Raw genomic sequence first — 23,230 nt, 5'->3', positions numbered from 1 at the left:
TTAAAAATATTAAGTCTAAATAAATTTAAAATGGATAAATTTTGTAGATGTTTAGGTGAAGGACACAGTTAGTTATTAAATTATGGTAAAATAGGAGGGAAGGGGGAAACCTGAATGATTATTAAAACGGAAATTATAGATTCATTTTTAGAGTATGGGAATTTGAATGCCGTAAAGGACCATTGGATTTACCAGGCTATTGTCCCTGGACAATTCACTTTCGAAGAACCTAAAAATGTTAATAGGGAATTACTAGTCCATTTATATGAGACAATTAAAAATAGATTGTATAATTTTAAACCGTTAAATGAGAGACTATGGCATAAAATATTTAGTAATCTTCAAATTCCGGATACTACTGCGATTTACCTGATTGTCGGTTTACCTCAACCATACGATGCCGTTGTGAGGGAAGATAAGGTGGGAATGAGATGTATTATTTTGGATTTGGTAAGGTTATGTACTTATGCAGATAGTTTGGAAGAACTTGACTTTATAGCCGCTGATTTTTTAACGCATGAGCTTTCCCATGTGCTTGTGAGTCAAAAGTATCCCTATTCTAAGAAGGTTCCTAAAATAGAGGTTTTAAAACAACTCGTTTTTGATGAAGGAATTGCCCATTTTCTATCTTATGAGGAGGATGTATTGTCGGTAGATTGGCATACAGATAAAATGAATAACCGCCGAAATTCAGTTTATCAAAAATTACGTTATTATTTGACACAGGAAGAGGCATTAACACATGAGGCTTTTAGGAACGCGAACACCGGGTCATTTTGGGATAAATATGCCTCAATATCCGGAATGTTTGCTGTTATCTCTTATTGTGAACGTGGCGGATGCCTTGAAGAGTTGTTAGAAAAGGGGCCGGATGCCCTGCTAGATATTATTGAAAAGGGAATTTAAAAAAAGAGACGTTTGCGTCTCTTTTTTTATACACATTTTAGTTTTAGATCGTCAGTTCTACAACGTATTTATATTTGTCTGATCGATAATAAGTTGTCGTATACTCGATGCTTTGATTGTGTTGGTCTTTACTGATTCTAGTTCTTTTTAATACGGCATCGTTTGTAGAAATTTCTAAGGCATCAGCAATGACCTCATTTGCTAACATGGCTTCAATGTATTCTTCAGCATGGGTAATGTGTATATTTTTTGTCGCTAATAAATCGTATAAAGAACCATATTGTTCTGCATCAAATGGAAGGTTTAGTGATTCAGGTAAATAAGAGATAGAGTACATGATAATATCGTTGTTAACCATACGAATGCGGTTTAATCGTAAAACTTTTTCATTTGTAGAAAGGTTTAGAGCGGATTTAATTGTTTCATCAGGAGTTACTAAAGAGATATTTATTTGTTTATTTTTAAGGAGTAATCCTTGTTCCGACATTTTTTGTGTAAAACTTTTTACTGTGGATAACTTATCAGCAATAGCATTTGAAAGAACAATAGTTCCTTTTCCGCGCCCACGCTCCTTTTTTAGAAGGCCCTCGTTTACTAATTCGTTGACCGCCTGTCGAATAGTCATGCGGCTGACATCAAACATATCTTCTAATTCATTTTCGGAAGGAATAGTACTTCCAACAGGATATTCATTGGTTATAATCTTGTGTTTTAGGACATCTTTAATTTGTAAATATAAAGGTTTAGAATCCTTTGAACGATCAAGTATCACAGATGATTCCTCCAATTCTATTTAAAACGGTATCATATAATAATATCATAATGTTTTTAAGGCTTTTTTTCAACTCTCATATAACATTCTAAATAAAACATCATTATGTCATATGAGTAAAAGATTTTACAAGGAATAAGATTTTTCTTAGATATTTAATAATCTTTTGATGAGATAAGTAGCCATAAAAAAAGGTAGTCTCGTTTAAAAAATGGACTACCTTTAATTTACCATATAAAAATGTTTTCATTGTATAAAAATATTCAAATTCATAAATTATCCAATAATAATGTCTGCTTTTGGATAACGAACTTTTGCTGGGTGAGCATTTGCTCTGAAGATGAGTAGGAAGGTAATAATACCGATGCGGCCAATAAACATCGTTGCAATGAGAACAATCTTAGCAAATGAAGTTAGGGCCCCCGTTATTCCCATAGATAATCCGGTTGTTCCAAAAGCTGAGCAAACTTCAAAGAAAATTTCCATTAATGAGAACGAATCACTCATACAAATAAGAAGTGTCGACAGACAAACAATTAAGGTAGCGACAATATAAATCATAAAAGATTTATAGACCGTTTGAGTTTCAATTTCTCTTCCGTAAATATTCACATACTGTCTTCCACGTGCAAAGGAGAGGATAGCCAGCACCATGATGGCAAATGTTGTTGTACGAATTCCGCCTCCTGATGAATTAGGTGAAGAACCAATGAACATAAGTCCACAGAACATCGTTAATGTAGCGGGAGAGAAGGCATTCATATCTACGGTTGCAAAACCTGCATTACGTGTACTTAATGAGTTAAATGTTGCAAAATAGAATCCTTCAATTAATCCTCTATCTGTAAGAAAGTGATTGTATTCAAAGAGATAGAATCCAATAATCCCAACAATCCACAGGATAAGCGTTGTTACCATCGTTAATTTTGTATAGATGGAGAATTTGAAACGTTGATTCGTTCGTTTGCAGTGGACGTATTTTTGAATATCTAAAATTACCGGGAATCCCATGGCTCCAAAAAACATGAGCATCATATGAAGCGTTTGGACGAAATAGTCATGTTGAAAAGGAATCAATGACGCCCCTGTAATATCGAATCCAGAATTGGTGATGGCAGAGACGGTTGTAAAAAATCCCTGAAGCATCGCAATCCAATAGACAGGATAATAGCCTGCAAAATAATAATAGTGTCCTAGAATAAGCATGAAGATAAGCTCAATCACTAGAAAGGAGATTAAGACGGATTTAACCAATTTAACAACACCACTTAGATTAATTTGGTTTTGATCTGTCATAATGAGGGCACGTTCTCGAGTAGAGATTTTATGTCCTGCTAATAACCAGATGGCTGTGGAAATCATCATTAATCCCAATCCACCAATTTGGAGGTTGAGTGCTAAAATTAAGATTCCTGGAAGACTAAAAGTTTCAACTGTTGAAATCGGTGATAAACCGGTATTACTTAATCCGCTCGTTGATACAAAGAGAGCGTCAAGAAAGGAAAGAGATGCTCCCTCTTGCAAGCTGAAAGGTAACCAAAGCAAAATAGCAAATCCGACCGTGAATAGAAAGTAATAGCCGGCAATTAAACGTGTCGGGGTAGAATGAAGCAGTCCCCGAATCTTTTGAAAAATGAACATGATGGCACTCCTTTTAATAGTTGATAAACATAGCATAATGCTAGTGATTTGAATTTGATTATATCATTAATAGCAACAAAAAAAGTGTAAAATTTATGACGCAATCCAATAAAAACGTTATTATATGGCAATGATGATAATTGATTCCATGAGTAGGAGATGCATAGTGTTATCTGCAGATAGGATTTCAATAATCCACAACTTAAGATGACGGCCTATTAAACATTTTTAATAATATAGTAACTTGTTGGTTTATTAGGCGTGTAAACGACAATGAGATAGTGTAGATCATTGACTGGAATTAATTGGTCATTTAAGTAAATAGGTTCGACCACAGCATATTTAAAGATATCAGGTAATGTAATTTGGTGGGTATTAAGTAGGGTCATCATAGTTGGTGAGTGTTCAGCTAAATGATTAACGATTTGACGACGTTCCTGTTTATGGAGTCGGTCTTCCCACCAAATTTTTGGTTTGATTTTACTTTGAGTGAGGTAGTCGACTTTCATATAAGAAAGAACAGTTTTTAAATGAGGAAAATCAGTCGCGATTAAATAGTCGTATAGCCTTGTGTATAAGTCACTTAATTGATAGTTTATCCAAGGGTAGCGGGATTCCCAAAAGGCACCGAAATCTTGCATAAAAGCAAAAGGCGAAGCGGCGAATGGTCCATCTACTAAGTACTTCATTGTATGGTCTAAGCGATGGGCATTCCAGTAACGTTCTAGAATCTCCTCAGCCAAGTGGATGTTGTGAACATCTGTTTCTGATAAGGTGTTGTTACGTTTCATTTGGTAAGGTGCGAATTGGTCGTACTCATATCCAAATTCATCGGCTTGTTTACGTAATCCGGTTCCGCGTAGTAGTTTTAGGAATCCAAGTTGTAGTTCTTCAGGACGGAGTGCGAATACGTCGTTAAATGATTGTTCAAATCGATCGTAAGGTTCTTCTGGAAGACCTGCAATTAAATCAAGGTGTAAAATGATTTTTCCACCTTCTTTAATTCGTAGAATATTTGTTGTGAGTTTATCAAAGTTTTGGCGGCGCTTCACGAGTTTATTTGTTAAGTCATAGGTAGACTGAATTCCGATTTCGAATCTAAATAGACCGGCAGGAGCATGTTCATTTAAGTAGTCAATCAGTTCGGTTGGCATAATATCCGCGGTAATTTCAAATTGGAACTGTGTTCCTTCTACGTGTTCTTCAATAATGAAGTTAAATACGTCGAGTGCGTATTTTTTGTTTATATTAAAGGTTCGATCTAAAAACTTAAATGTTTTGGCTCCGTGACTCATTAAATAACGGATTTCGTCTTTTACTTTTTCGATATCGAAGTAACGAACTTTATTATCCACAGATGCAAGACAGTATTGACAAGAATATGGGCATCCGCGAGAGGTTTCGATATATTGGATTCGTGTTGGAAGCAAAGGGATATCCTCTTCAAAATAAAAAGGTGACTGAATTTCTTTAGGGTCGAGAATAGGAGCGGGAGGATTTTGAACAAGCTCCTTCGTTAATAAGTTACGATAGACGATGCCACGAACATCCGCAAGGTCACGTCTCCCATGTAAATATTCCATTAGCTCTTTAAACGATAATTCTCCTTCCCCATAGATAATATAATCCACAGAGCTGCGAGAAAACCAAACATCAAAATCGTAAGAAACCTCGGGTCCTCCCATAATGATTGTTAAGGTTGGATCTTTTTCTTTAAGAAGGTTGATGAGTTGTAACGTTTTTTCAACGTTCCAGATATAAACACTAAAACCAATAATTTTAGGACGCATCGATAATAGATTATTAAGTATGTTATCGAGAGAATCTTTTAACGTATATTCTTTTAGCGTAATATCAAAATCTTTTGCATTAGCTTTAAGATAGCGGATAGCCAAATTGGTATGAATATATTTTGAATTTAACGTACTAAGTATAACTGACATTATTTAACACCTCATTTTTTTATCCTTTTCATTTTAGCATAAACCGACTTTAGATACCTATATCTTTTATGGTCTTTTAGATAGGAATTTAAAGATTTTGGATATAAAAAACAACTTTACCACTTTTTTGAACAATGGAAGTTTAAAATCACTTATTTTGTTAATAATGAAGATAAAATATGGTTGGAAGTAGGTGGGAAGATGTTGATTTCTCTTCAAAATGTTTGTAAGGAATATCAATTAGGTGAAGTTACAACGACGGCGTTAAAAGACGTAAATTTAGAAGTAAAAAAAGGGGAATTCGTTGTCGTATTAGGTCCATCGGGTTCTGGAAAGTCGACGCTGCTTCATGTAAGTGGTGGATTGGATCAAGTGAGCGATGGAAAAATCATTGTTAATGGGAGTGAGATTACGAAAATGAAATCATCGCAGCTCACTAATTTTCGTCGTAAAGAATTAGGTTTTATTTTTCAACAGTATCATCTAATGCCTAATATGACGGTATTTGAAAACGTAGAGGTAGGTGCGAGATTAAGTCGTTGTCCACTGGACGTGCAAAAGGTATTAAAAGAGGTAATGCTTGATGAAATGTTACATCATTTTCCGTATCAGTTATCCGGGGGTCAGCAGCAACGGGTAGCAATTGCAAGAGCTATTGCTAAAAATCCATCGATTTTATTTTGTGATGAGCCAACCGGGGCGTTAGATGAGGAAACCGGAAAGTTAGTCCTAGAAGTATTACAGCGAGTTAATGAAGAGTTTCAGACGACGATTATTTTAATTACCCATAATTTAGGTATTGCACAAATGGCGGATAAAGTCATCAAGATGAAATCAGGAATGGTTGTTGAAGTGATGCAAAATCCTCATAAAGTACGTGCAAGCGAAGTGAGTTGGGCCTAATGTTATCTAAAAATAGTATGAGGTTTATTCGTCTGAAACCTTTCCAATTTTTATCGATTGTAACTTTCATTGCAATGGCTTCATTTATTTATGTTTGTTTGCAAGGCTCTATTGATTCTGTCACCTATTTTTTAAATGATTATACGCATCAAACACGACAGGAAGACTTTTTTGTGGTTTTATCTGCTCCGAGTAAAGAGGATTTAAACAAACTAAACCGTAGTAAACGTGAGGATACCTCTGTTTTTCTAAATCAATTATCTTCACAAAAGAAAACATTACAGAACTATAGTTTGATTGATTATTATAATCTGCAAATTGAGTCATTAGCAGAGGAGTTTGATGTCACGTTAGAAGGTCGTTTTTACCGGGATGTGGTAAATGATGTAGACGGAAACACGTTTAGATACCGAGTTATAAATCCCACGGACTCAGTAAATTTGACCTATTTATTAGAGGGAAAACTGCCGGCTAAGGAAAATGAAATTGCTGTGTTTAAAACATTTGCCGATGGAAATCAGTTGAATATAGGAGATACATTAACCTTAAATCAACGATCATTTACGATAACAGCGTTCATAGCTGTACCGGATTATATTTACCCAATCTTTAATTATGATAGTCCCCTATACGAGCCTACACGTGAGACGGTAGCCATTGTCACGGAAGCCGCGTATCAACAATTTGATGAGAAGCAATGGGTTTTATATAGTGGCTATTTTAATCAGGAAATCGGAGACCTAGAGGAGGCTGTTTCTAAAATTTCAAATGCTGATGGGGTTTCCTATGCCATGAGTAGAGACCAAAATGTTAGGATTAATGCGGTAGACATTCATCTAAATAGTAATCAATTATTATCAATGACATTTACCGTTCTTTTATTAGCCATGTCTGTTTTCGTTATTTTATTGGTCATGAAAAAACGGATTAACTCAGAACGAGTTCAGATTGGCATCTTAAAGGCGATGGGATATCGTCGCTATGAGATTGCACTTAGTTACTTGGGGTATCCATTGTTATCCACAGTGTTTGGAAGTTTAATTGGATTCTTTTTAGGAATTGGTCTGTCTATTCATTTGGCTAATACCTATATGACAAACTATGTGGTTCCCTTTGTAGGATTTTACTTGACGTCAAAATTAATCATCGGGGGAATTATTTTACCATTGATCGTAGTTGGGGTTTCGAGTTTGATTATCTTACTTCTTTTATTGAAAGATGATCCTTTGACGTTAATGAGGGAAAGTAGTCATTTAAAGGTGTCGAGAGGTTCAAGGATGGTTATGCGAATATTAAAGCCATTTAAATTCGAAACACGGTTTAAATATTCGTTAGCTTTTCGTAATATCGGAAAAATTACTTCTCTATTTAGCGTCGTTGTGGTGGCAAGCATCTTTTTAGTCTTTTCCTCGATTGTTTTTCATTCCTTTGAAAGTATTGTGGATAAAGCATTTAAGGGGGCCAAGTATAGTTATCAGATTAAGTATAATCGGCTTATCGATGCCTCTTTAGCTGACACGGAATCTCCGTTTTTACAGTATACGACCCACCCGGTGATTGGAGAAAAGACGACCCCATTTTATTTATATGGAATCATACCCGAAAATAAAGTAAGTCCTCTTTACAATAGTCAAGGGGAGGAAATTACCGCGATGGCGCAACATGGATTAATCATTAATGAATTTATTGCCCGGGCTTATGCGCTTCAAATAGGAGATCGTTTATCCTTTGAAGTGAAGGGAATGGAATTAACATATCCGATTGTTGAGGTTGTGGATCATTATAATGGGCCAATGATGTATACCTCCCTAGAGAAATTAGCGACTGACCTAGGTTTGAATTCGAATCTATATAACGGGAAATGGAGTTCTGAGAGACCGTTAAATGATAAGAATATTTCCTATATTTTTTCTATTGATGACTTAACAAGAAATATTAAAGTAGGCATGGAAATGATTCGTATTTCACTATTAGTAATGGTTGTTGTGACGGTTATTTTAGGAAGTCTGATGATGGTATTAATTACGACCTTTATCATTGAGGAAAATCAACGACAAATTTCAATTTTAAAGGTGATGGGATACAGTAGAAAGGAAGTTTCTAAACTCGTTTTAACCATTTATTTTCCATTTGTGATGCTCGCCTATTTCGTCAGTGTCCCGCTTACTAGGGTGGGGATAGATTACATTATGACCCAAATAGCTTCTGAGCTTCCAATGGCTATTCCGACGGACTTTACATTGACCCAATTTGTAATTGGAGTGCTGACTGTAGGAGTTACTTACTGGATTTCTCTTTTGCTATCTAGAGGACAGTTGGATAGAGTATCATTGCATGAAGTGTTGAAAGTTTAACTAGAAATAAATTCATATAGGGAACGGCATTCATCTTTTTAATGTGGTTCTCATCGTCAGTTCTTTTGTTAGGTAAAGAATCGGATGAATTCTTTGAATCGTTTAACGTTGTAAAACACCTAAGCTACATCATTAGAGAGGTAGTTGCAGGTTTAAAAAATAATGATAGCTTGATTCGATTTTGTAGGTTGTAGTAAGTTTTTGATGATGGAAAAGGATGAACGTGATTGTTCATCGGGTGTCCCTCGCATCGAAAAGTAGCTAAGTCTGTTTTATTAAATAGAAAGTCTTCAACCTGTTTTAGTGCCTCCTCATTGGGGTGGGGACAGGTTGTGGATAATTAGTTTAATTAGTGGATAAAATATATTCAGCTTCCCCTTTATCGGTCGTTTAATATTTAAAAACGCTATATTTTATGATATTCTAAAGACAGTGAACTTCTTTGTACGAAAGGTGGGTTTAATAAGATGAATAAGGTATTGTTTGACCATGATACGATTATGCGTTCTTTAAAGCGAATTGCACATGAAATTTTAGAGAAAAATGATGATTTAAATGATATTGTCATTATTGGAATTAGAACGCGTGGGGCTTATTTAGCTGAGCGTCTAGTACGTTTAATCGAGGTATTTGAAGGTGTAACAGTTCCTTTAGGGGAATTAGATATTACAAAGTATCGTGATGATATTACACGCGAAATGAAAGAGGTTATTGTGAATCAGAGTACGGTTCCAATGATGCTTAACGGTAAAACGGTTATTTTAGTAGACGATGTGTTATACACAGGTCGTACGGTTCGTGCGGCATTAGAAGCGGTTCTAGAATATGGACGTCCTAAAAATATACAATTAGCTACTCTTATCGATCGAGGTCATCGAGAACTTCCAATTCGCGCGGATTATGTAGGGAAGAATATACCGACTTCTCATTCTGAAGCTGTCCAGGTGTATTTAACTGAACTTGATGAGAAGGATGCTGTGGTATTATCAAAATAATCATGGAATATGGGACGTAGAAGTATTCTTTAGTTAAGTATAAGAATAATATTTAAAGGAGTATCGTATTTCATTTAGAAAGAATAGAGTGGTGGATAATACCACTAGTATTTTCATAAAGAGCAGAGTATAATGCTAATTAAGATGAAACTATACCTGGGTTTACGATGATAGTTTCAGCGAGTTTATAAAAAAGCACCGAACTGTACCTAAAGTCCTGCAGGTGCTTTTTTTATTTCAATAGATCTCCGTTACTTTGTTGGGTTTAGGGGGATGAATACGAACAGAAATCAGTAGTAGAATAAATGATTAAAAAAGTAGGTGAAATGATTGATAGAACAATACATCGAACATTTAGATATAGACGGATTTCAACGTGATTTAATTCAGTGGTACCATTCGGTAAAACGCGATTTACCTTGGCGAATAAATCAAGATCCTTATCGAATTTTAGTTTCTGAAATTATGTTACAACAAACGCAAGTGGCAACAGTCATCCCGTACTATGAACGTTTTATGAAACTATTCCCAACGACTAAAGGGTTAGCAATGGCAGACGATCAAACATTGCTTAAGGCATGGGAAGGTTTAGGTTATTATTCTCGGGCTCGTAACTTACGTGAAAGTGCACGAATGATTGAAGAAATGGGTGGATTTCCAAAAACGCATGAGGAAATTTTAAAATTGAAGGGAGTTGGACCCTACACAGCGGGGGCAGTGAGTAGTATTGCCTTTGATATTCCGGTACCAGCTGTCGATGGAAATGTTTTTCGTGTAATGAGTCGAGTATGTTGTATTTACGAGGATATCGCAAAGGCGAAAACGAGAAAAACTTTTGAGGCTGTTGTATCACGCGTAATTTCACATGAAGATCCAAGTGCATTTAATCAGGGATTAATGGAATTAGGGGCAACGATTTGTACACCTAAATCTCCAAAGTGTTTACAGTGTCCAGTTCAGTTTTATTGTCAGGCTTATCATCAGGGGGTTGATGATTTATTACCCGTAAAAACAAAAGCAACTTCCCAAACTAAAATGAAATTAGTTGTAGCCGTTGTAAAGAATCAACATGGAGAGTATTTAGTTAGTAAACGTCCTAATACTGGATTGCTCGCTAATTTTTATGAATTCCTAAATTTTGAGTACCTAGGGGAGAAGGAATTTTTAGTAGAAAAGTTATCCCCAATTTGTAAAAAGGTTGAATCGGTTCAATTTATCGGAACATTTAATCACGTTTTTTCACATCGGATTTGGGAAATGGAAAGCTATTTTATTTCAATTCAAACTGGATACGAAGAAGTCATCGCTGAAAATGACTACTTGTGGATAAGTGAACAACAAATGACGGACTATCCATTAGTAACTGCCCATCAACGTATTTTAAAGAATATTGAATCTTGAAATATTTGCTAATTATTGAGTCGTATGATAGAATAAAAAAGGAAACGAAATACTAGGGGTGCCTTACGGCTGAGAGTGCATGATGCATAACCCTTTGAACCTGAACTAGTTAGGACTAGCGGAGGGAAGTAGACGAATTTTTTATTTTTAATAAATGGGATATTCTTATACTTTTAATGATGCCGTAAAGCCTCCTAATGAAAGGGAGGATTTTTTTATGAGAAATTCAAAAACCAAAAAGAGTGTGGAAATCAGTATCTTAATTGCTTTGGCATTTATCCTTGATTACGCATCAAATCTTTTTATGGGGTGGTTATGGCCACAAGGAGGATCTATTTCTATTTCTTTAATCCCTATTGCAATCATTGCTTTCCGTTATGGATGGCTTGCCGGAGTGATGGGTGGGTTTATCATGGGGTTATTACAATTGTTAACGGGGGCATATATTATGCATCCTATCCAGGTGTTATTTGATTACCCATTACCTTATGCTGCCCTTGGATTTGCTGGGGTATTTGCAAATAAAGTAAATGGGACAACAGGGATTAAACAGATGGTTTATATTTGGTGTGCAACAGGTTTAGGTTCATTTCTTCGATTGATTTGTCACGTTATTTCAGGGGCAGTATTTTTTGCACCTGTCACGGGGGAGAATCCATGGGTCTTTTCGATTGTTTATAATACACCTTATATTATAATGTCTTATATTGTGAGTACCGTCTTATTAACCATTCTTTATCGAAGAAATAGCGAGCAACTTCTGGTCAAATAACGCTTTTAATTTAATATTGCAAAAAGACGACAAATTTGTCGCTCTTTTTTTGTTCACTTTATAGTTTCGCCCAAATATACTATAATATAGAATATATTACAATTATAAGGAGGGAATTTGGATGAAAGAGTTTAGCATATTTATCGCACCACTTGTATTTATGTTCTTAGGATTAATTACTTATTTAGAATCTGATTTACCACATCAAAAAATTGGCTATCGTGTATTAACCGTTAAGCAAACCGTTGAGACGTGGCAAGTATCTAATAAATTTGCGGCAAAAGTATTACTTGTATTCGGAGGATTATTACTGATTTTTGGTGTTATTTTAAATTCTTATTTTCGAACATTGGCCATCTGGGAATTAATTGTTATTAACGTAATCGAACTCATTATTATTGGGGGGCTAGTCATTGGGTTAACAGAATGGCGTGTTAATATTTCATTTAATAAAGAAGGTAAAAAAAAATAGTGATGGAAACTACTACGCAAAATATAAGGTCGACGTTTAATTAATGGTTAATTAAACGTCGACCTTTTTATCTAGATGAATTATTTTTCATGATAAAGTCATATCCTTTTAAGAAGAGAAACGTTAAAATTGATACGACGGCAAGTAAGATAATAAGATTGCTACCGATGTAAGTAAAGGCTTGTAGTGGGGTATTAATTGATTCTACTGGCATATATGTTTCCTCCTTTATACTTCAGTATAAGTAAACAGGGAGGAGTTCATACATAGAATAGTTTTTTTCATGAATCTCATAAGCGATATTTTTTTAAGAAGAGGGCGTTCCTTTTTTTATTTTGTTGGATTTGGGCGTGTTTTTGTAGTATTCTATGAATATTGACACATAGGAGGGATTTTAAAGATGAATATTAAGGTAGCGTTTTTTGATGTGGATGGAACAATCGTGGATAATCATTCAAAGCAAAATCAATCGTCTGATATGGAGCTTGTCCCACAATCAACGATTGAGGCACTTCGTTTATTAAAGGAAAAGGGAATCACCCCTTTTATTGCGACGGGGAGATCCCCATTTATGATTGAATCCTTATTAGAGGGACTTTCAATTGATAGTTATATTTGTACAAATGGACAGTATGCGGTGATGCATAATCAGGTTATGTATGAGGCTCCGTATAAGAAAGAGTTGCTTGACCGTATTGTTGAGATTGCGAGTCAAAATAATGTCCCGTTATTATGGATGCCTAAGACGCATTATATTTTATCGGGGGAACATCAAGAATTTTTGCTCGAAGCTTTAAAGAATATGAATTTACCAGAGCCTTTAATTGAAACAGGAATGAAATCAACTAACGATAAGATTTATCAAATGGTAGCAGGGGTAACTGTAGAAAATGAGCATATTTTTTATCCACTAGAAGAAGTTCGCGTCGTAAGATGGCAACCTAAAGGGGTTGATTTACTTCCTCGTACGGGATCAAAGGCTACAGCTATTTTAGCTATTTTAGAAAAGCTAGGATTAGGCCCTGAACAAGCGATTGCTTTCGGCGATGGATTAAATGATATTGAAATGTTGCAAGCCGTTGGATGTGGTGTTGCGATGGGGAATGCGCATGAGGAACTGAAAAAACATGCAGATTATGTAACCAAACCAGTGAGTGAAGATGGAATTTATTATGCGTGTAAAGAATTAGGATTGATTTAATTGTGGATAAGACTGAATGCCTCATAGTGAATGGTAGTTTTTCGTTTTTTAGGCGAACGACGTTAGATATAAAAAAGAGTTAAGGTTTTGCTTTAATCTCAGACTCGTTACTTATTGAAGCCTAGAGCAGTATTGAATTTCTACAATAATCATTATATTTCTACATAAATTATATAACTTTATTTAGTAAACTATGGAGGTAATCTATTAAATATTCGTTCTATCGTTCGTTTAATAATATATAAGAGTATGTTTAAATAATCACTAAAAAAAGATGTTATCCGGATTGGATAACATCTTTTTTTCTATTGAAGGTGAGTGATAACGTCGTGAAGGCTAGTTAATATCTTTAAGGTTTTGTTTGCAAATTCTTCTTCTGGATATTTCATATCCGGAATACAGATGACATCAATTCCACCACAATGGGCCGCAGTTATTCCTGCCTCACTATCTTCTAATACTAACGCTTCATCAGGAGTAACCCCAAGCTTTTGACAAGCGGTTAAAAATATTTCAGGATGGGGTTTTCCACAGGTTACTTCATCACCACAAATGATATCGTCAAAGTAGTTTCTTAAACGTGCCGCAGCTAATATTTTTTCTGCACGTTCTTTTGAACTACTTGTTGCTACGATTGTTTTATAATGATGGTCTTTTAAATAAGTTAGTAATTCAACAATTCCATTTTTTAATGGAGTAGATGTCGTCAAACGATCGTCTAGCGAGAGATGGACATCTTCCCAAATTTCTTGCATCGGAAATTCTTCGCCGTATTGTTGGGTGAATAGCTGACAAATCGTTGTTCTATTTTTTCCAAGACAACGGAGATAAAAGCTTTTATCAAAAGGATAATTAAATTTTTTCATTGTCTTCGTGTATTCTTCATAAGTTACTCTTTCACTATCAATCATTAAACCATCCATGTCAAAAATAATTGCCTTTTTCACGAAAAGCCCCCCTTGTATATGCTATCTGTTTGCATTATAGCAACTCATCAGATAGAAGACAAGAGGGGCGAGAATTAATTTGACTGGATATTTAGTTTAGATAATATTTGATGAAACATATGTTTTAAAACAAAGAAAAGGAGAGCATAAAGTGGGACGATTAGAAGTACCCATTGAATAAGTTGAATAGGCGTCACATGACTTAACATAAATAGGTTTGAAAATTTAAGAACTGAAAGGGTAATACCGGTGATACTAATGAAGAGAATGGCTATTTTTTTTAGGTTAATGGGAAGACAACTTCTGATGAGAACCCAAAGACCGCTAACCATTGCGATACAAAAACAGTACGTATCAAACAAAGCGTGATTTCGATGAAGACTTGGAATCATAAGTCCAATTAACAGACATCCGATAACGGAAAATCCCGCTGGAATGGCTATTTTTGAAACCTCAGTTAAAAAGTTTCCTTTAATTCTTTCTCGACTGGGTTCAATCGCTAAGAAGAATCCTGGGAGTCCGATTGTAAAGAGATTAATTAGCGTCATTTGGATCGGGACAAAGGGATATCTAAGCGGGGTAAGTAAAACGATAAAGGCAATTAAAATCGAATAAACTGTTTTGGTTAAAAAGAGCGTTGAAACTCGTTGAATATTATTGATGACCCGACGTCCTTCAAGCAACGCAGCGGGAAGTGAGGAAAAATCGGAGTTAAGGAGTAGAATGTCGGCAATACTTTTAGTGATTTCACTCCCATTATTCACTGTAATACTGCAGTTGCTTTCTTTCATTGCTGGAACATCGTTAATTCCATCTCCCATCATAGCGACGAAATGTCCTTGTTTTTTCAAGGCCTGAATCAGTGATTTTTTTTGTTTAGGACTGACACGACCGAATACGGTATACTCATTGACTAAACCGTCTAAGTGATCGTCTGGGTATTGTGACATATCCACAAAACGATCAGCATTTTTTAATCCTGCTTGTTTAGCAATATGTGCGACCGTTTGAGGGTGATCCCCCGAAATTACCTTTAAATCAACCCCTTGGTTTAAGAAATAATCGAAAATTTGAGGGGCATTTTCACGAATGGGATCAATGAGAGTAATGAGTGCAAGGACTTCATGATGGTCATTAACGGTTTTAACAACAGTTAGGACACGATATCCACAACTTGCTAGGGCTTCAATCTCCTTCGTTATTTGTTCATCCGGATGCTCGACTATATGTGGATAAGATCCAATTCGGTACACGCCATCACTGTACTTTGCACCGCTATATTTATTAGCAGAAGTAAAGTAATAAAGTTCACTCGGTGTTGCTTGATCATTTTCTGTGAAGTAGGCTTTAAGGGCCTGCGCTGTAAAGTTAGTCTCGTTTAACTCGTGGAGCAAGTTTCCGATCCGACTCGAAATCTTTTGATCCACATACCATTTAACTTCATGGACTTGCATTTTTCCTTGGGTAATCGTTCCTGTTTTATCAAGGCAAAGTGTATCAATTCGGGCCATTGACTCAATGCAAAACATTTCTTGAACGAGTGTTTTCTTATTAATGAGTTTAATGACCCCGACGGTAAGGGAAATACTACAGAGGAGGAATAGACCCTCGGGAATCATTCCGATAAGGGCAGCAGCCGTTTTTAAAATGGCATCATTCCATGGGAGATGATTGAAAACGAGGGATTTACCTAGCATCAAGAGTCCAACGGGAATAATGAACAGGCTCACTGTCTTTAAAATAAGATTTAGTGTTTCTCTGAGTTGCGAAGGATGTTTTTTATATTCCTTTGCTTCTTTTCCCAATTGATTAGCATAGGTTTGTTCCGCAACGGCAGTGACTTCAATAAGGGCGCTTGAGGCCACCACGTAGCTACCGGAATAGACTGTATCTCCAACGTTCTTTATGACTGTATCACTCTCACCCGTTAGTAAGGCTTCATTTACTTCAAGGTGTCCATCGACGACCTGTCCATCCACAACGATTTGATTTCCGGTAGTGAGATAGAGAATATCACCTAAAACGAGGTCCTCTGGATAACATTCTTGTTTTTTTCCTTCTCGTTGCACGAAAACTTTTGTACGGGTAATGAGATTAATTTTATCGAGGGATCGTTTTGCCCGAAGTTCGACTGCAATCCCAATAATAATATTGCACACAATAACGCCCAAAAATAAAAGATTTTTGTAAGAACCTGTGGTTAAAATAAAGAGCCCTAAAATAAAGTTAATCATATTAAAAAATGTGCACAAGTTATCAATCAGGATTTGTTTAACTGATTTTGTTTTGTATTCAATAAGATGATTATCTTGCCCAAGTGAGCGACGTTTTTGAACCTCTTCTTGAGTTAAACCGTATTTAATATCTGTCATAAGCATTCCCCTTTAAAACGATGTCATTTCTTTTAGTTTGGTAAAAACTAACGTTTTTTATAACGTTTGTTGCGAGATTATTCCGTAATTATAAAGGGAAATCGGGGAAATGGAATGTGATTTTTGAATAAAAATAAAGGAGACAATAAGGATTATTAGATTTTAGAGGGAGGGTTAAGGGATTATGTAGAATTTTAGCAAAAAATGAGGGATTACTTCTTTATTTTAAGTTTTGTGATACAATATTTTACGTTATTGATAGAAAATCGAGCAATCTTTTTTTGGAGTAAAGATAGAGGAGGGGCACAAGTTAAATGGAACAACAATTTATGCAAAAATTATATAAACAAATTGCAAAGCAGTTAAATATTACAACAAACCAGATTAACGCGGTTCTTAAATTATTAGAAGAAGGTTCAACTGTTCCGTTTATCGCACGTTATCGTAAAGAAGTAACGGGGGCACTTGATGAAGAACAGATTCGTGAAATTTCTAAGACGTATGAGTATGGTGTTAACTTACAACAACGTAAAGAAGATGTTATTCGTTTAATTGATGAAAAAGGGATGTTAACAGAAGCCTTAAAACAGGATATTTTAAAGGCTGAAAAGCTAACAGAGATTGAGGATTTATATCGTCCGTTTAAAGAAAAGAAAAAAACACGCGCCACACAGGCGAAGGCGAAAGGATTAGAGCCGTTGGCGAAGTATTTATTAACTTATCCAGAAGGTGAGTTACAAACGGAAGCAGCGAAATATTTAAATGAAGAAGTGACGAGCGTTGACGAGGCTTTACAAGGAGCGCGAGATATTATTGCAGAAATGATTGCAGATCATGCGGATTACCGAAAATGGATTCGTGAGTATATGACGAAAAAGGGTCAAATTCAATCAAAGGTTCGTGATGCCACTTTAGATGAGCGTAAAGTATATGAGCAATACTATGAGTATAGTGAACCTGTTTTACGCGTAGTGCCACACCGCGTACTTGCGATGAATCGAGGGGAATCTGAAAAGATTTTACGTATTTCTATTTTAGATGATGCAGAAGGTGTACATCGTTATTTGGTCAAAGAATTAATTCCAATACGCGAGGTTACAGAAGCAACGAAACAAGTTCGTTTAGCAATTGAAGATGCGTATAAACGTTTAATTAAGCCATCAATTGAACGTGAGATTCGTGCTGGTTTAAAAGAAGTGGCTGAAAATCAAGCCATTCATATCTTTTCTGAAAATGTTCGCCAGTTATTATTGCAACCACCGATGAAAGGAAAGGTTGTTTTAGGTGTTGACCCGGCTTATCGTACGGGATGTAAGTTAGCTGTGGTGGATGAAACAGGGAAAGTTTTAGATATCGATGTGATTTATCCACATGAAAAATCTAAAGGTTCGAAAGCAGATCCTGCTCTTGTGCAAAAGGCTCGTGCGAAAGTCATTGATAAAATTAATAAATATCAAGTGGAGATTGTTTCTATCGGAAATGGAACGGCTTCTCGTGAAACGGAAAGTTTTATTGCCGATGTTTTAAAAGAGATTAAGCATCCTATTTATTATATTATTACGAATGAGGCGGGGGCATCTGTGTACTCGGCGTCAGAATTGGCCCGTAAGGAGTTTCCAGATTTACAGGTTGAGGAACGCTCGGCGGTTTCGATTGCAAGACGTCTTCAAGATCCGTTGGCAGAGCTTGTAAAGATTGATCCGAAATCGATTGGTGTTGGTCAGTATCAACATGATGTGACACAATCTAAATTGAATGATTCTTTAAACTTCGTGGTTGAGACGACGGTGAATCAGGTAGGGGTTAACGTCAATACAGCTTCTCCAGCGTTACTTAAATATGTAGCGGGACTTTCAACAACGATTGCCAATAATATTGTTAAACACCGCGATGAAGTTGGAAAGTTTACAAAGCGTGAGGAATTAAAGAAAGTTTCTCGTTTAGGGGCGAAAACTTATGAGCAGGCCATTGGGTTCTTGCGTATCGTGGATGGTGTAAATCCGTTAGATAAAACGGGGATTCACCCGGAAAGCTATAAAATAGCGGAACAAGTATTAAAGACATTAGGATTTACAAAAGATGACTTAGGGACGGAGGCGCTAAAGTCGGCAGTAGAGAAAGCGAATCGTTCTGTTTTAGTCGATGAGCTCGGTGTCGGAGAGCATACATTGAATGATATTTTAGATGCATTTGTTGCCCCAAATCGCGATCCGCGTGATGATATAGAGGCCCCACTTTTACGTTCAGACGTCTTAAAGCTTGAAGATTTAAAACCAGGAATGGAGCTTCAAGGAACAGTACGTAATGTCGTTGACTTTGGTGTCTTTGTTGACTGTGGGGTTAAAGAGGACGGACTTGTCCACTTATCAAAAATGTGCAAACAATTTTTAAAACATCCGATGCAACTTGTTTCAGTAGGTGACATTGTTAAAGTCTGGGTAGAATCTGTTGACTTACAACGTAAGCGATTGGCTCTAACCATGATTGAACCAGAAGCGAAATAAAACAAAAAAGGCTACGTTTAGAAGTAGCCTTTTTGTTTTGCCGATAAAAATAGATTCTAGAGCCCTTATTGAATAGTGATTGAACCATTATCGGACAACGCATTCTCGATCATTAGAGATGAGTTAGTTATTTAAAGGTTTGAAGAAGCAAAAGGGCTCTATCTCTTCATCATTAATAGGGGAGATAGATCCGTGAGATAAATTGTAATAGAGTGAATAAGTATATGGAAATTGAATAGAGGTGCTTGCGTAGTAAGTCGTTTCATTGGCATAACCTGTTGAATAGCTATGACTTGTAGGAGCCCTTAGTGTTAAAAAAACATTTCGTGATAGCAGCTTAGTAGTTAGAATGAGAGTCGTCTTCGTTTATGGAAAGGAATATACAATAATGGATGATTCTGAATAATTATGTTATAGTTTGTTAAAAAGGGGTGAAAGAATTGGATAAAGAAAATATGTCGTTGATTTATTCTATCATAGGATGTTTTGTGCTGGTTTTAATAAGGAGCTCGCCATTTCAAGACGCTCTAGGATTTTCTCACGTATATGCTTTAGGAATTTCGGATGACCTACGGAATGGTTTTTTAGGAAATTTAATAATGTTCGGTAGTTATCTAGGGGATTGCATATTTTACATCACACATTTGATTTCCTTCATAGGGGCTATACTGTGTATCTTATTATCAATCAAACTTATTATAAAAAATATAAAAAAATAAATGAATCAATCTATAATAATCCATTAAAGGAGATGAGGTCATGGATCGGAAGCAACCGATAGGGAATAAATGAATAGGTTGTTTTCAAGCACAGACTCAACCTTTCATTGGAAATGGGATCTATGCGTTCATTGTTGCGATTTATACGTTAGGACACTTTAAAGATTTTAATATTAATTTGAAATAAAGGCTCTGTTTTAAAATAGTGTTGATGTTTCTATGGTATTATATGGTGAATTTGTAGAAGGAGGGGGGAGAGTTATGAAGTTTAAAATATTGTTACTTATCTCAATTGCATTCTTTTCATATGCAATATATTTTTATCCTGTTCAAAAATATTTTGCAGAAAAAAATTTAGAAGAATATATGATTATCCAAGGAACATCGAGTGCAGTTATACAATCTAAAGAAATTCTTAAAGATTACAAAATAGGTGGATACACAATATCTATAGTATATGCAGATGACCCAGATTATCGATATGAATATATATATTTTCCAGGTGAAAAAGAATTAAAAGATAGTATGCGATGCTTTGTTTATGACAGTGAAAATGTGGAAATAGGAGTAACCAACAAAACAGTTAAATATCCGCCTATTAATTAAACGGTAGGGGTTAGATTCGGAGTGCGTTTGAATTGGAATAATTTAATTTTTTTAATTAATTGGTTTCCCATCGGGGACTGTCTTATTTAGTACTTAAGATAAATAACGAAAAAAGAGAGAATTTTGATGAAATAATATTTTCTCTTTTTTATTTTTTTTTGAATGAATAACTAGATAAACGATAGATTTTTAAAAAACAAGACTTTTTTGTTGGTAAATGTCTATATATAGTAAGAGAGATGAGATAACAAGAGAAAAAGAGGAACGTAGGATGAGTTATGAATTGCCAGAAATTTATATTGTTATTTCCCAAACAGGGACTCTTTTTTCCCGGGCATTAAAGGTAGCTACACGGCATCCTTACAATCATGTCTCGATTTCGTTAGATCGGGAATTAAATGCGATGTACAGCTTCGCCCGAAGAAATATTTATTGTCCATGGATTGCTGGATTTATTGAAGAGAATCCAGATGAGGGAATGTTCAAGATAAAAACACAAACACGATGTCAGGTGTACAAATTACCATTAACCCCAAAGCAGTATGAGCAACTCTTATTAGCATTAGATCCATTTTTAAAAAATCCCGAGCAATACCGCTATAATTTTTTAGGATTACCTTTTATATGGATGGGGATTCCACTCAATCGTCGCTATCACTTTGTTTGCTCCGAGTTCGTCGCTCATTTATTAATGCAAGTGAATATTATTCGTGAATCTCATTCGGGACGAATGATGAGACCTTATGATTTTTCAATGATTGAGGACGTTGAGTTAATTTATGAGGGGTATTTAAGGGAGTACACCAATGATCAAGAAGAATACGTGGTCTTTTAATACAAAAAAATAGGTATAATGATAAAGGTTTCATGAATAATCTGGGATATAGGTTTACTTAAATAGGAATAAATAATACAATAGGTTTATAAAAGAAACCTGAAAGGATGTTACAGACTATGTCAAAAGTATTAGCAAAAGTTAAAGATTATGCGATTACTGAGGAGATGTTAAATGAAACAGTTGATGCGTTACGTACTCAACAACATATTAACATTACATCAGAAGAACAAAAGCAAGATTTATTAGATGAATTAATTGCTCGTCAGTTAGTCGTTGAAGATGCGATTGAATCTGGTTTAACACAAACAGAGGAATTCCAAAAATTATACCGTGAGTTTGTTTTCCAACACAGCATTGGACAAATGTTTAAAACAATTACGGTAACAGATGCTGAATGTGAAGCTTACTATAATGAAAATAAAGAGCAATTTAAAGAAGAAATGGTTCGTGCAGCTCACATTTTAGTTGAGGAAGAAGCACAAGCTAAAGAATTATTAGCAGCTATCGAAGGGGGAGCAGATTTCCACGAGTTAGCAAGTGCCAACTCTAAATGTCCATCAGGAGCACGTGGAGGAGACTTAGGTGATTTTGGACGTGGACAAATGGTTCCTGAATTTGAACAAGCAGCATTTGCTTTAAACATCGGAGAGGTTTCAGGAATTGTGAAAACACAATTTGGATACCATTTAATTAAATTATTAGATAAAAAAGATGAGGTTCCATTTACAGACGTAAAAGGACAAATCGAGCAATATTTAATGTCTAAAAAACAAAATGAGATGTATTCAAACTTCACTCAAGGATTAAAATCAAAATACACAGTTGAAAAAGCGTAAAAAACTATTTACTTTGTAGTTCAAACTAATTATAATAATATTATAAGTTAGATGAAGGAGGAAGTAAAAATGGTATTTAATCGCGTGAAAGAAATTATTGTAGATGAATTAGGTGTAGAAGAGGCATCAGTAACAATTGAATCAACATTAGAAGATTTAGGGGCTGACTCATTAGATGCTGTAGAATTAATCATGGCTTTAGAAGAAGAGTATGATTTAGAAATCGCTGAAGACGATGCAAAAACAATGAAAAGCGTTAAAAACATCGTTGATTATATTGAAAGTCATCAATAATTTGATTCCAAACTAGGAGCGTGATTTGAGTCATTCTCCTAGTTTTTTAAACAAGAAGATAAAAGTTATAATTTAGATAAATTCGCTCACTCTAAGGGTAGAGATTAAATAATGTAAGCGATTGTGTTTTTTAAAGAGAAAGATATAAGGAGGTGAGGCTAATGGATCGTTCGAGAAAAGTGGTCAATGATTTGTTAACTGACGTCTTTAACCAAATTTTGATTTTAGAAGAGCGAAATTTAACAGAGCATGATGCAGTCGATGTGACGATGACCGAGATTCATGTCATTGAAGCGATTCGTAAATGTGAACCGCCGACCATGGGAACCGTGTCTAAGCGATTGATGATTACGATGGGTACATTAACGACTTCAGTGAATCGATTAGTGGAAAAAGGATATGTCACACGTAAGCGTGATGTGAATGATCGTCGTGTTGTTCTACTCGATTTAACAGAGAAAGGTCAACAGGTGTTTGAAATCCATGAGGCTTTTCATGAAGAGTTAGTGAATGCTGCTTTAAAAGATTTAGAGTTTCGCGAAGATTTAGTTCTAGCTTTAGAAAGTATTTACCGCTTCTTTAAAAAGTTGCAGGAAAAACATCAACAGTAAAAAGACGTATCCGTCGGGATTACATCAAACGGAACCGACTTCAACAGATAGGATGAAGTGATGGAACAAAAATTGGAGTGAATCGAGTAAAACTTGTTCGACTATCACTAATTAAGGAAAATGATGTCAAAAAAATTATAAGG

20 protein-coding genes and 1 riboswitch are annotated in these 23,230 nt (G+C 35.5%); of the genes, 14 read left to right on the top strand and 6 right to left on the bottom strand.

All coding sequences use genetic code 11. From position 1 onward, the window contains the following. Positions 1–114: 114 nt before the first annotated feature. Positions 115–906, top strand: a complete 792-nt coding sequence (locus VXM77_RS11275; RefSeq protein ID WP_161830961.1) for a hypothetical protein — start codon at positions 115–117, stop codon at positions 904–906. Between the two features lie 43 nt (positions 907–949). On the opposite strand, the gene VXM77_RS11270 is transcribed toward VXM77_RS11275, so the two are convergent. The 3 genes from VXM77_RS11270 to VXM77_RS11260 all read right to left on the bottom strand — a co-directional run bounded on the left by VXM77_RS11270 (position 950) and on the right by VXM77_RS11260 (position 5,262). Continuing rightward, complete coding sequence (locus tag VXM77_RS11270) at positions 950–1,678, bottom strand: GntR family transcriptional regulator (RefSeq protein WP_161830962.1); 729 nt, start codon at positions 1,676–1,678, stop codon at positions 950–952. A gap of 276 nt (positions 1,679–1,954) precedes the next feature. Beyond that, entirely contained in the window at positions 1,955–3,319 is a 1,365-nt protein-coding gene (locus VXM77_RS11265; RefSeq protein ID WP_161830963.1) for a TrkH family potassium uptake protein, read from the bottom strand. A gap of 218 nt (positions 3,320–3,537) precedes the next feature. Continuing rightward, on the bottom strand, positions 3,538–5,262 hold the full coding sequence (locus tag VXM77_RS11260; protein ID WP_262951015.1) for a radical SAM protein: 1,725 nt from the start codon (positions 5,260–5,262) through the stop codon (positions 3,538–3,540). A gap of 201 nt (positions 5,263–5,463) precedes the next feature. Between VXM77_RS11260 and VXM77_RS11255 the strand changes: the two genes are divergently transcribed. From VXM77_RS11255 to VXM77_RS11230, 6 genes are all read left to right on the top strand, one after another. Next, positions 5,464–6,165: an ABC transporter ATP-binding protein gene (locus VXM77_RS11255; RefSeq protein ID WP_161830965.1), complete on the top strand. Its 702-nt coding sequence runs from the start codon at positions 5,464–5,466 to the stop codon at positions 6,163–6,165. Next, positions 6,165–8,519, top strand: a complete 2,355-nt coding sequence (locus tag VXM77_RS11250) for an ABC transporter permease (protein ID WP_161830966.1) — start codon at positions 6,165–6,167, stop codon at positions 8,517–8,519. Before VXM77_RS11255 ends, VXM77_RS11250 begins: the two co-directional genes overlap by 1 nt. Positions 8,520–8,986: 467 nt before the next feature. Next, positions 8,987–9,514, top strand: a complete 528-nt coding sequence (pyrR, locus tag VXM77_RS11245; RefSeq protein WP_161830967.1) for a bifunctional pyr operon transcriptional regulator/uracil phosphoribosyltransferase PyrR — start codon at positions 8,987–8,989, stop codon at positions 9,512–9,514. Positions 9,515–9,844: 330 nt separating this feature from the next. After that, positions 9,845–10,915 (top strand): A/G-specific adenine glycosylase, encoded by a 1,071-nt coding sequence (gene mutY / locus VXM77_RS11240; RefSeq protein WP_338506370.1) that lies wholly within the window; start codon positions 9,845–9,847, stop codon positions 10,913–10,915. Positions 10,916–10,959: 44 nt separating this feature from the next. Further along, positions 10,960–11,059: riboswitch (TPP riboswitch) on the top strand. A gap of 73 nt (positions 11,060–11,132) precedes the next feature. Next, a complete protein-coding gene (gene thiT / locus VXM77_RS11235) occupies positions 11,133–11,687 on the top strand; it encodes an energy-coupled thiamine transporter ThiT (protein ID WP_161830969.1) in 555 nt (184 codons plus the stop codon). A gap of 121 nt (positions 11,688–11,808) precedes the next feature. Continuing rightward, on the top strand, positions 11,809–12,159 hold the full coding sequence (locus VXM77_RS11230) for an SdpI family protein (RefSeq protein WP_161830970.1): 351 nt from the start codon (positions 11,809–11,811) through the stop codon (positions 12,157–12,159). Positions 12,160–12,226: 67 nt separating this feature from the next. Here the strand turns inward: VXM77_RS11230 and VXM77_RS11225 are convergent, their stop codons facing one another. Continuing rightward, positions 12,227–12,373, bottom strand: a complete 147-nt coding sequence (locus tag VXM77_RS11225; RefSeq protein WP_161830971.1) for a hypothetical protein — start codon at positions 12,371–12,373, stop codon at positions 12,227–12,229. Between the two features lie 186 nt (positions 12,374–12,559). Between VXM77_RS11225 and VXM77_RS11220 the strand changes: the two genes are divergently transcribed. Next, positions 12,560–13,360, top strand: coding sequence for a Cof-type HAD-IIB family hydrolase (locus tag VXM77_RS11220; RefSeq protein ID WP_161830972.1), 801 nt, complete (start codon positions 12,560–12,562; stop codon positions 13,358–13,360). 305 nt (positions 13,361–13,665) lie between these two features. Here the strand turns inward: VXM77_RS11220 and VXM77_RS11215 are convergent, their stop codons facing one another. Together VXM77_RS11215 and VXM77_RS11210 are read right to left on the bottom strand one after the other, a co-directional pair. Further along, positions 13,666–14,307, bottom strand: coding sequence for an HAD family phosphatase (locus tag VXM77_RS11215; RefSeq protein ID WP_262953709.1), 642 nt, complete (start codon positions 14,305–14,307; stop codon positions 13,666–13,668). A gap of 74 nt (positions 14,308–14,381) precedes the next feature. After that, positions 14,382–16,679: a cation-translocating P-type ATPase gene (locus tag VXM77_RS11210; RefSeq protein ID WP_262953708.1), complete on the bottom strand. Its 2,298-nt coding sequence runs from the start codon at positions 16,677–16,679 to the stop codon at positions 14,382–14,384. 314 nt (positions 16,680–16,993) lie between these two features. Here VXM77_RS11210 and VXM77_RS11205 point away from each other — a divergent pair, with 314 nt between their 5' ends. The 6 genes from VXM77_RS11205 (at position 16,994) to VXM77_RS11180 (ending at position 23,087) form a co-directional block, all read left to right on the top strand. Further along, positions 16,994–19,183, top strand: coding sequence for a Tex family protein (locus VXM77_RS11205; protein WP_338506367.1), 2,190 nt, complete (start codon positions 16,994–16,996; stop codon positions 19,181–19,183). 980 nt (positions 19,184–20,163) lie between these two features. Beyond that, positions 20,164–20,508: a DUF3139 domain-containing protein gene (locus tag VXM77_RS11200; RefSeq protein WP_161830976.1), complete on the top strand. Its 345-nt coding sequence runs from the start codon at positions 20,164–20,166 to the stop codon at positions 20,506–20,508. A 271-nt stretch (positions 20,509–20,779) separates the two neighbouring features. After that, positions 20,780–21,343, top strand: a complete 564-nt coding sequence (locus VXM77_RS11195) for a hypothetical protein (protein ID WP_161830977.1) — start codon at positions 20,780–20,782, stop codon at positions 21,341–21,343. 119 nt (positions 21,344–21,462) lie between these two features. After that, positions 21,463–22,182 carry a peptidylprolyl isomerase gene (locus VXM77_RS11190; RefSeq protein WP_161830978.1) on the top strand — a complete coding sequence of 240 codons (720 nt, stop codon included), beginning with the start codon at positions 21,463–21,465 and terminating at the stop codon, positions 22,180–22,182. A gap of 69 nt (positions 22,183–22,251) precedes the next feature. After that, positions 22,252–22,476, top strand: coding sequence for an acyl carrier protein (gene acpP, locus VXM77_RS11185; RefSeq protein WP_161830979.1), 225 nt, complete (start codon positions 22,252–22,254; stop codon positions 22,474–22,476). Positions 22,477–22,637: 161 nt separating this feature from the next. Next, positions 22,638–23,087, top strand: a complete 450-nt coding sequence (locus VXM77_RS11180) for a MarR family transcriptional regulator (protein ID WP_161830980.1) — start codon at positions 22,638–22,640, stop codon at positions 23,085–23,087. The last annotated feature ends 143 nt before the right edge of the window (positions 23,088–23,230 follow it).

The organism is Turicibacter sp. KK003, assembly GCF_037014675.1.
GTDB classification, from domain to species: domain Bacteria; phylum Bacillota_I; class Bacilli_A; order MOL361; family Turicibacteraceae; genus Turicibacter; species Turicibacter faecis.
Note: the sequence above shows the minus strand (reverse complement) of the source record. Positions and strands in the feature narration are given on the sequence as shown.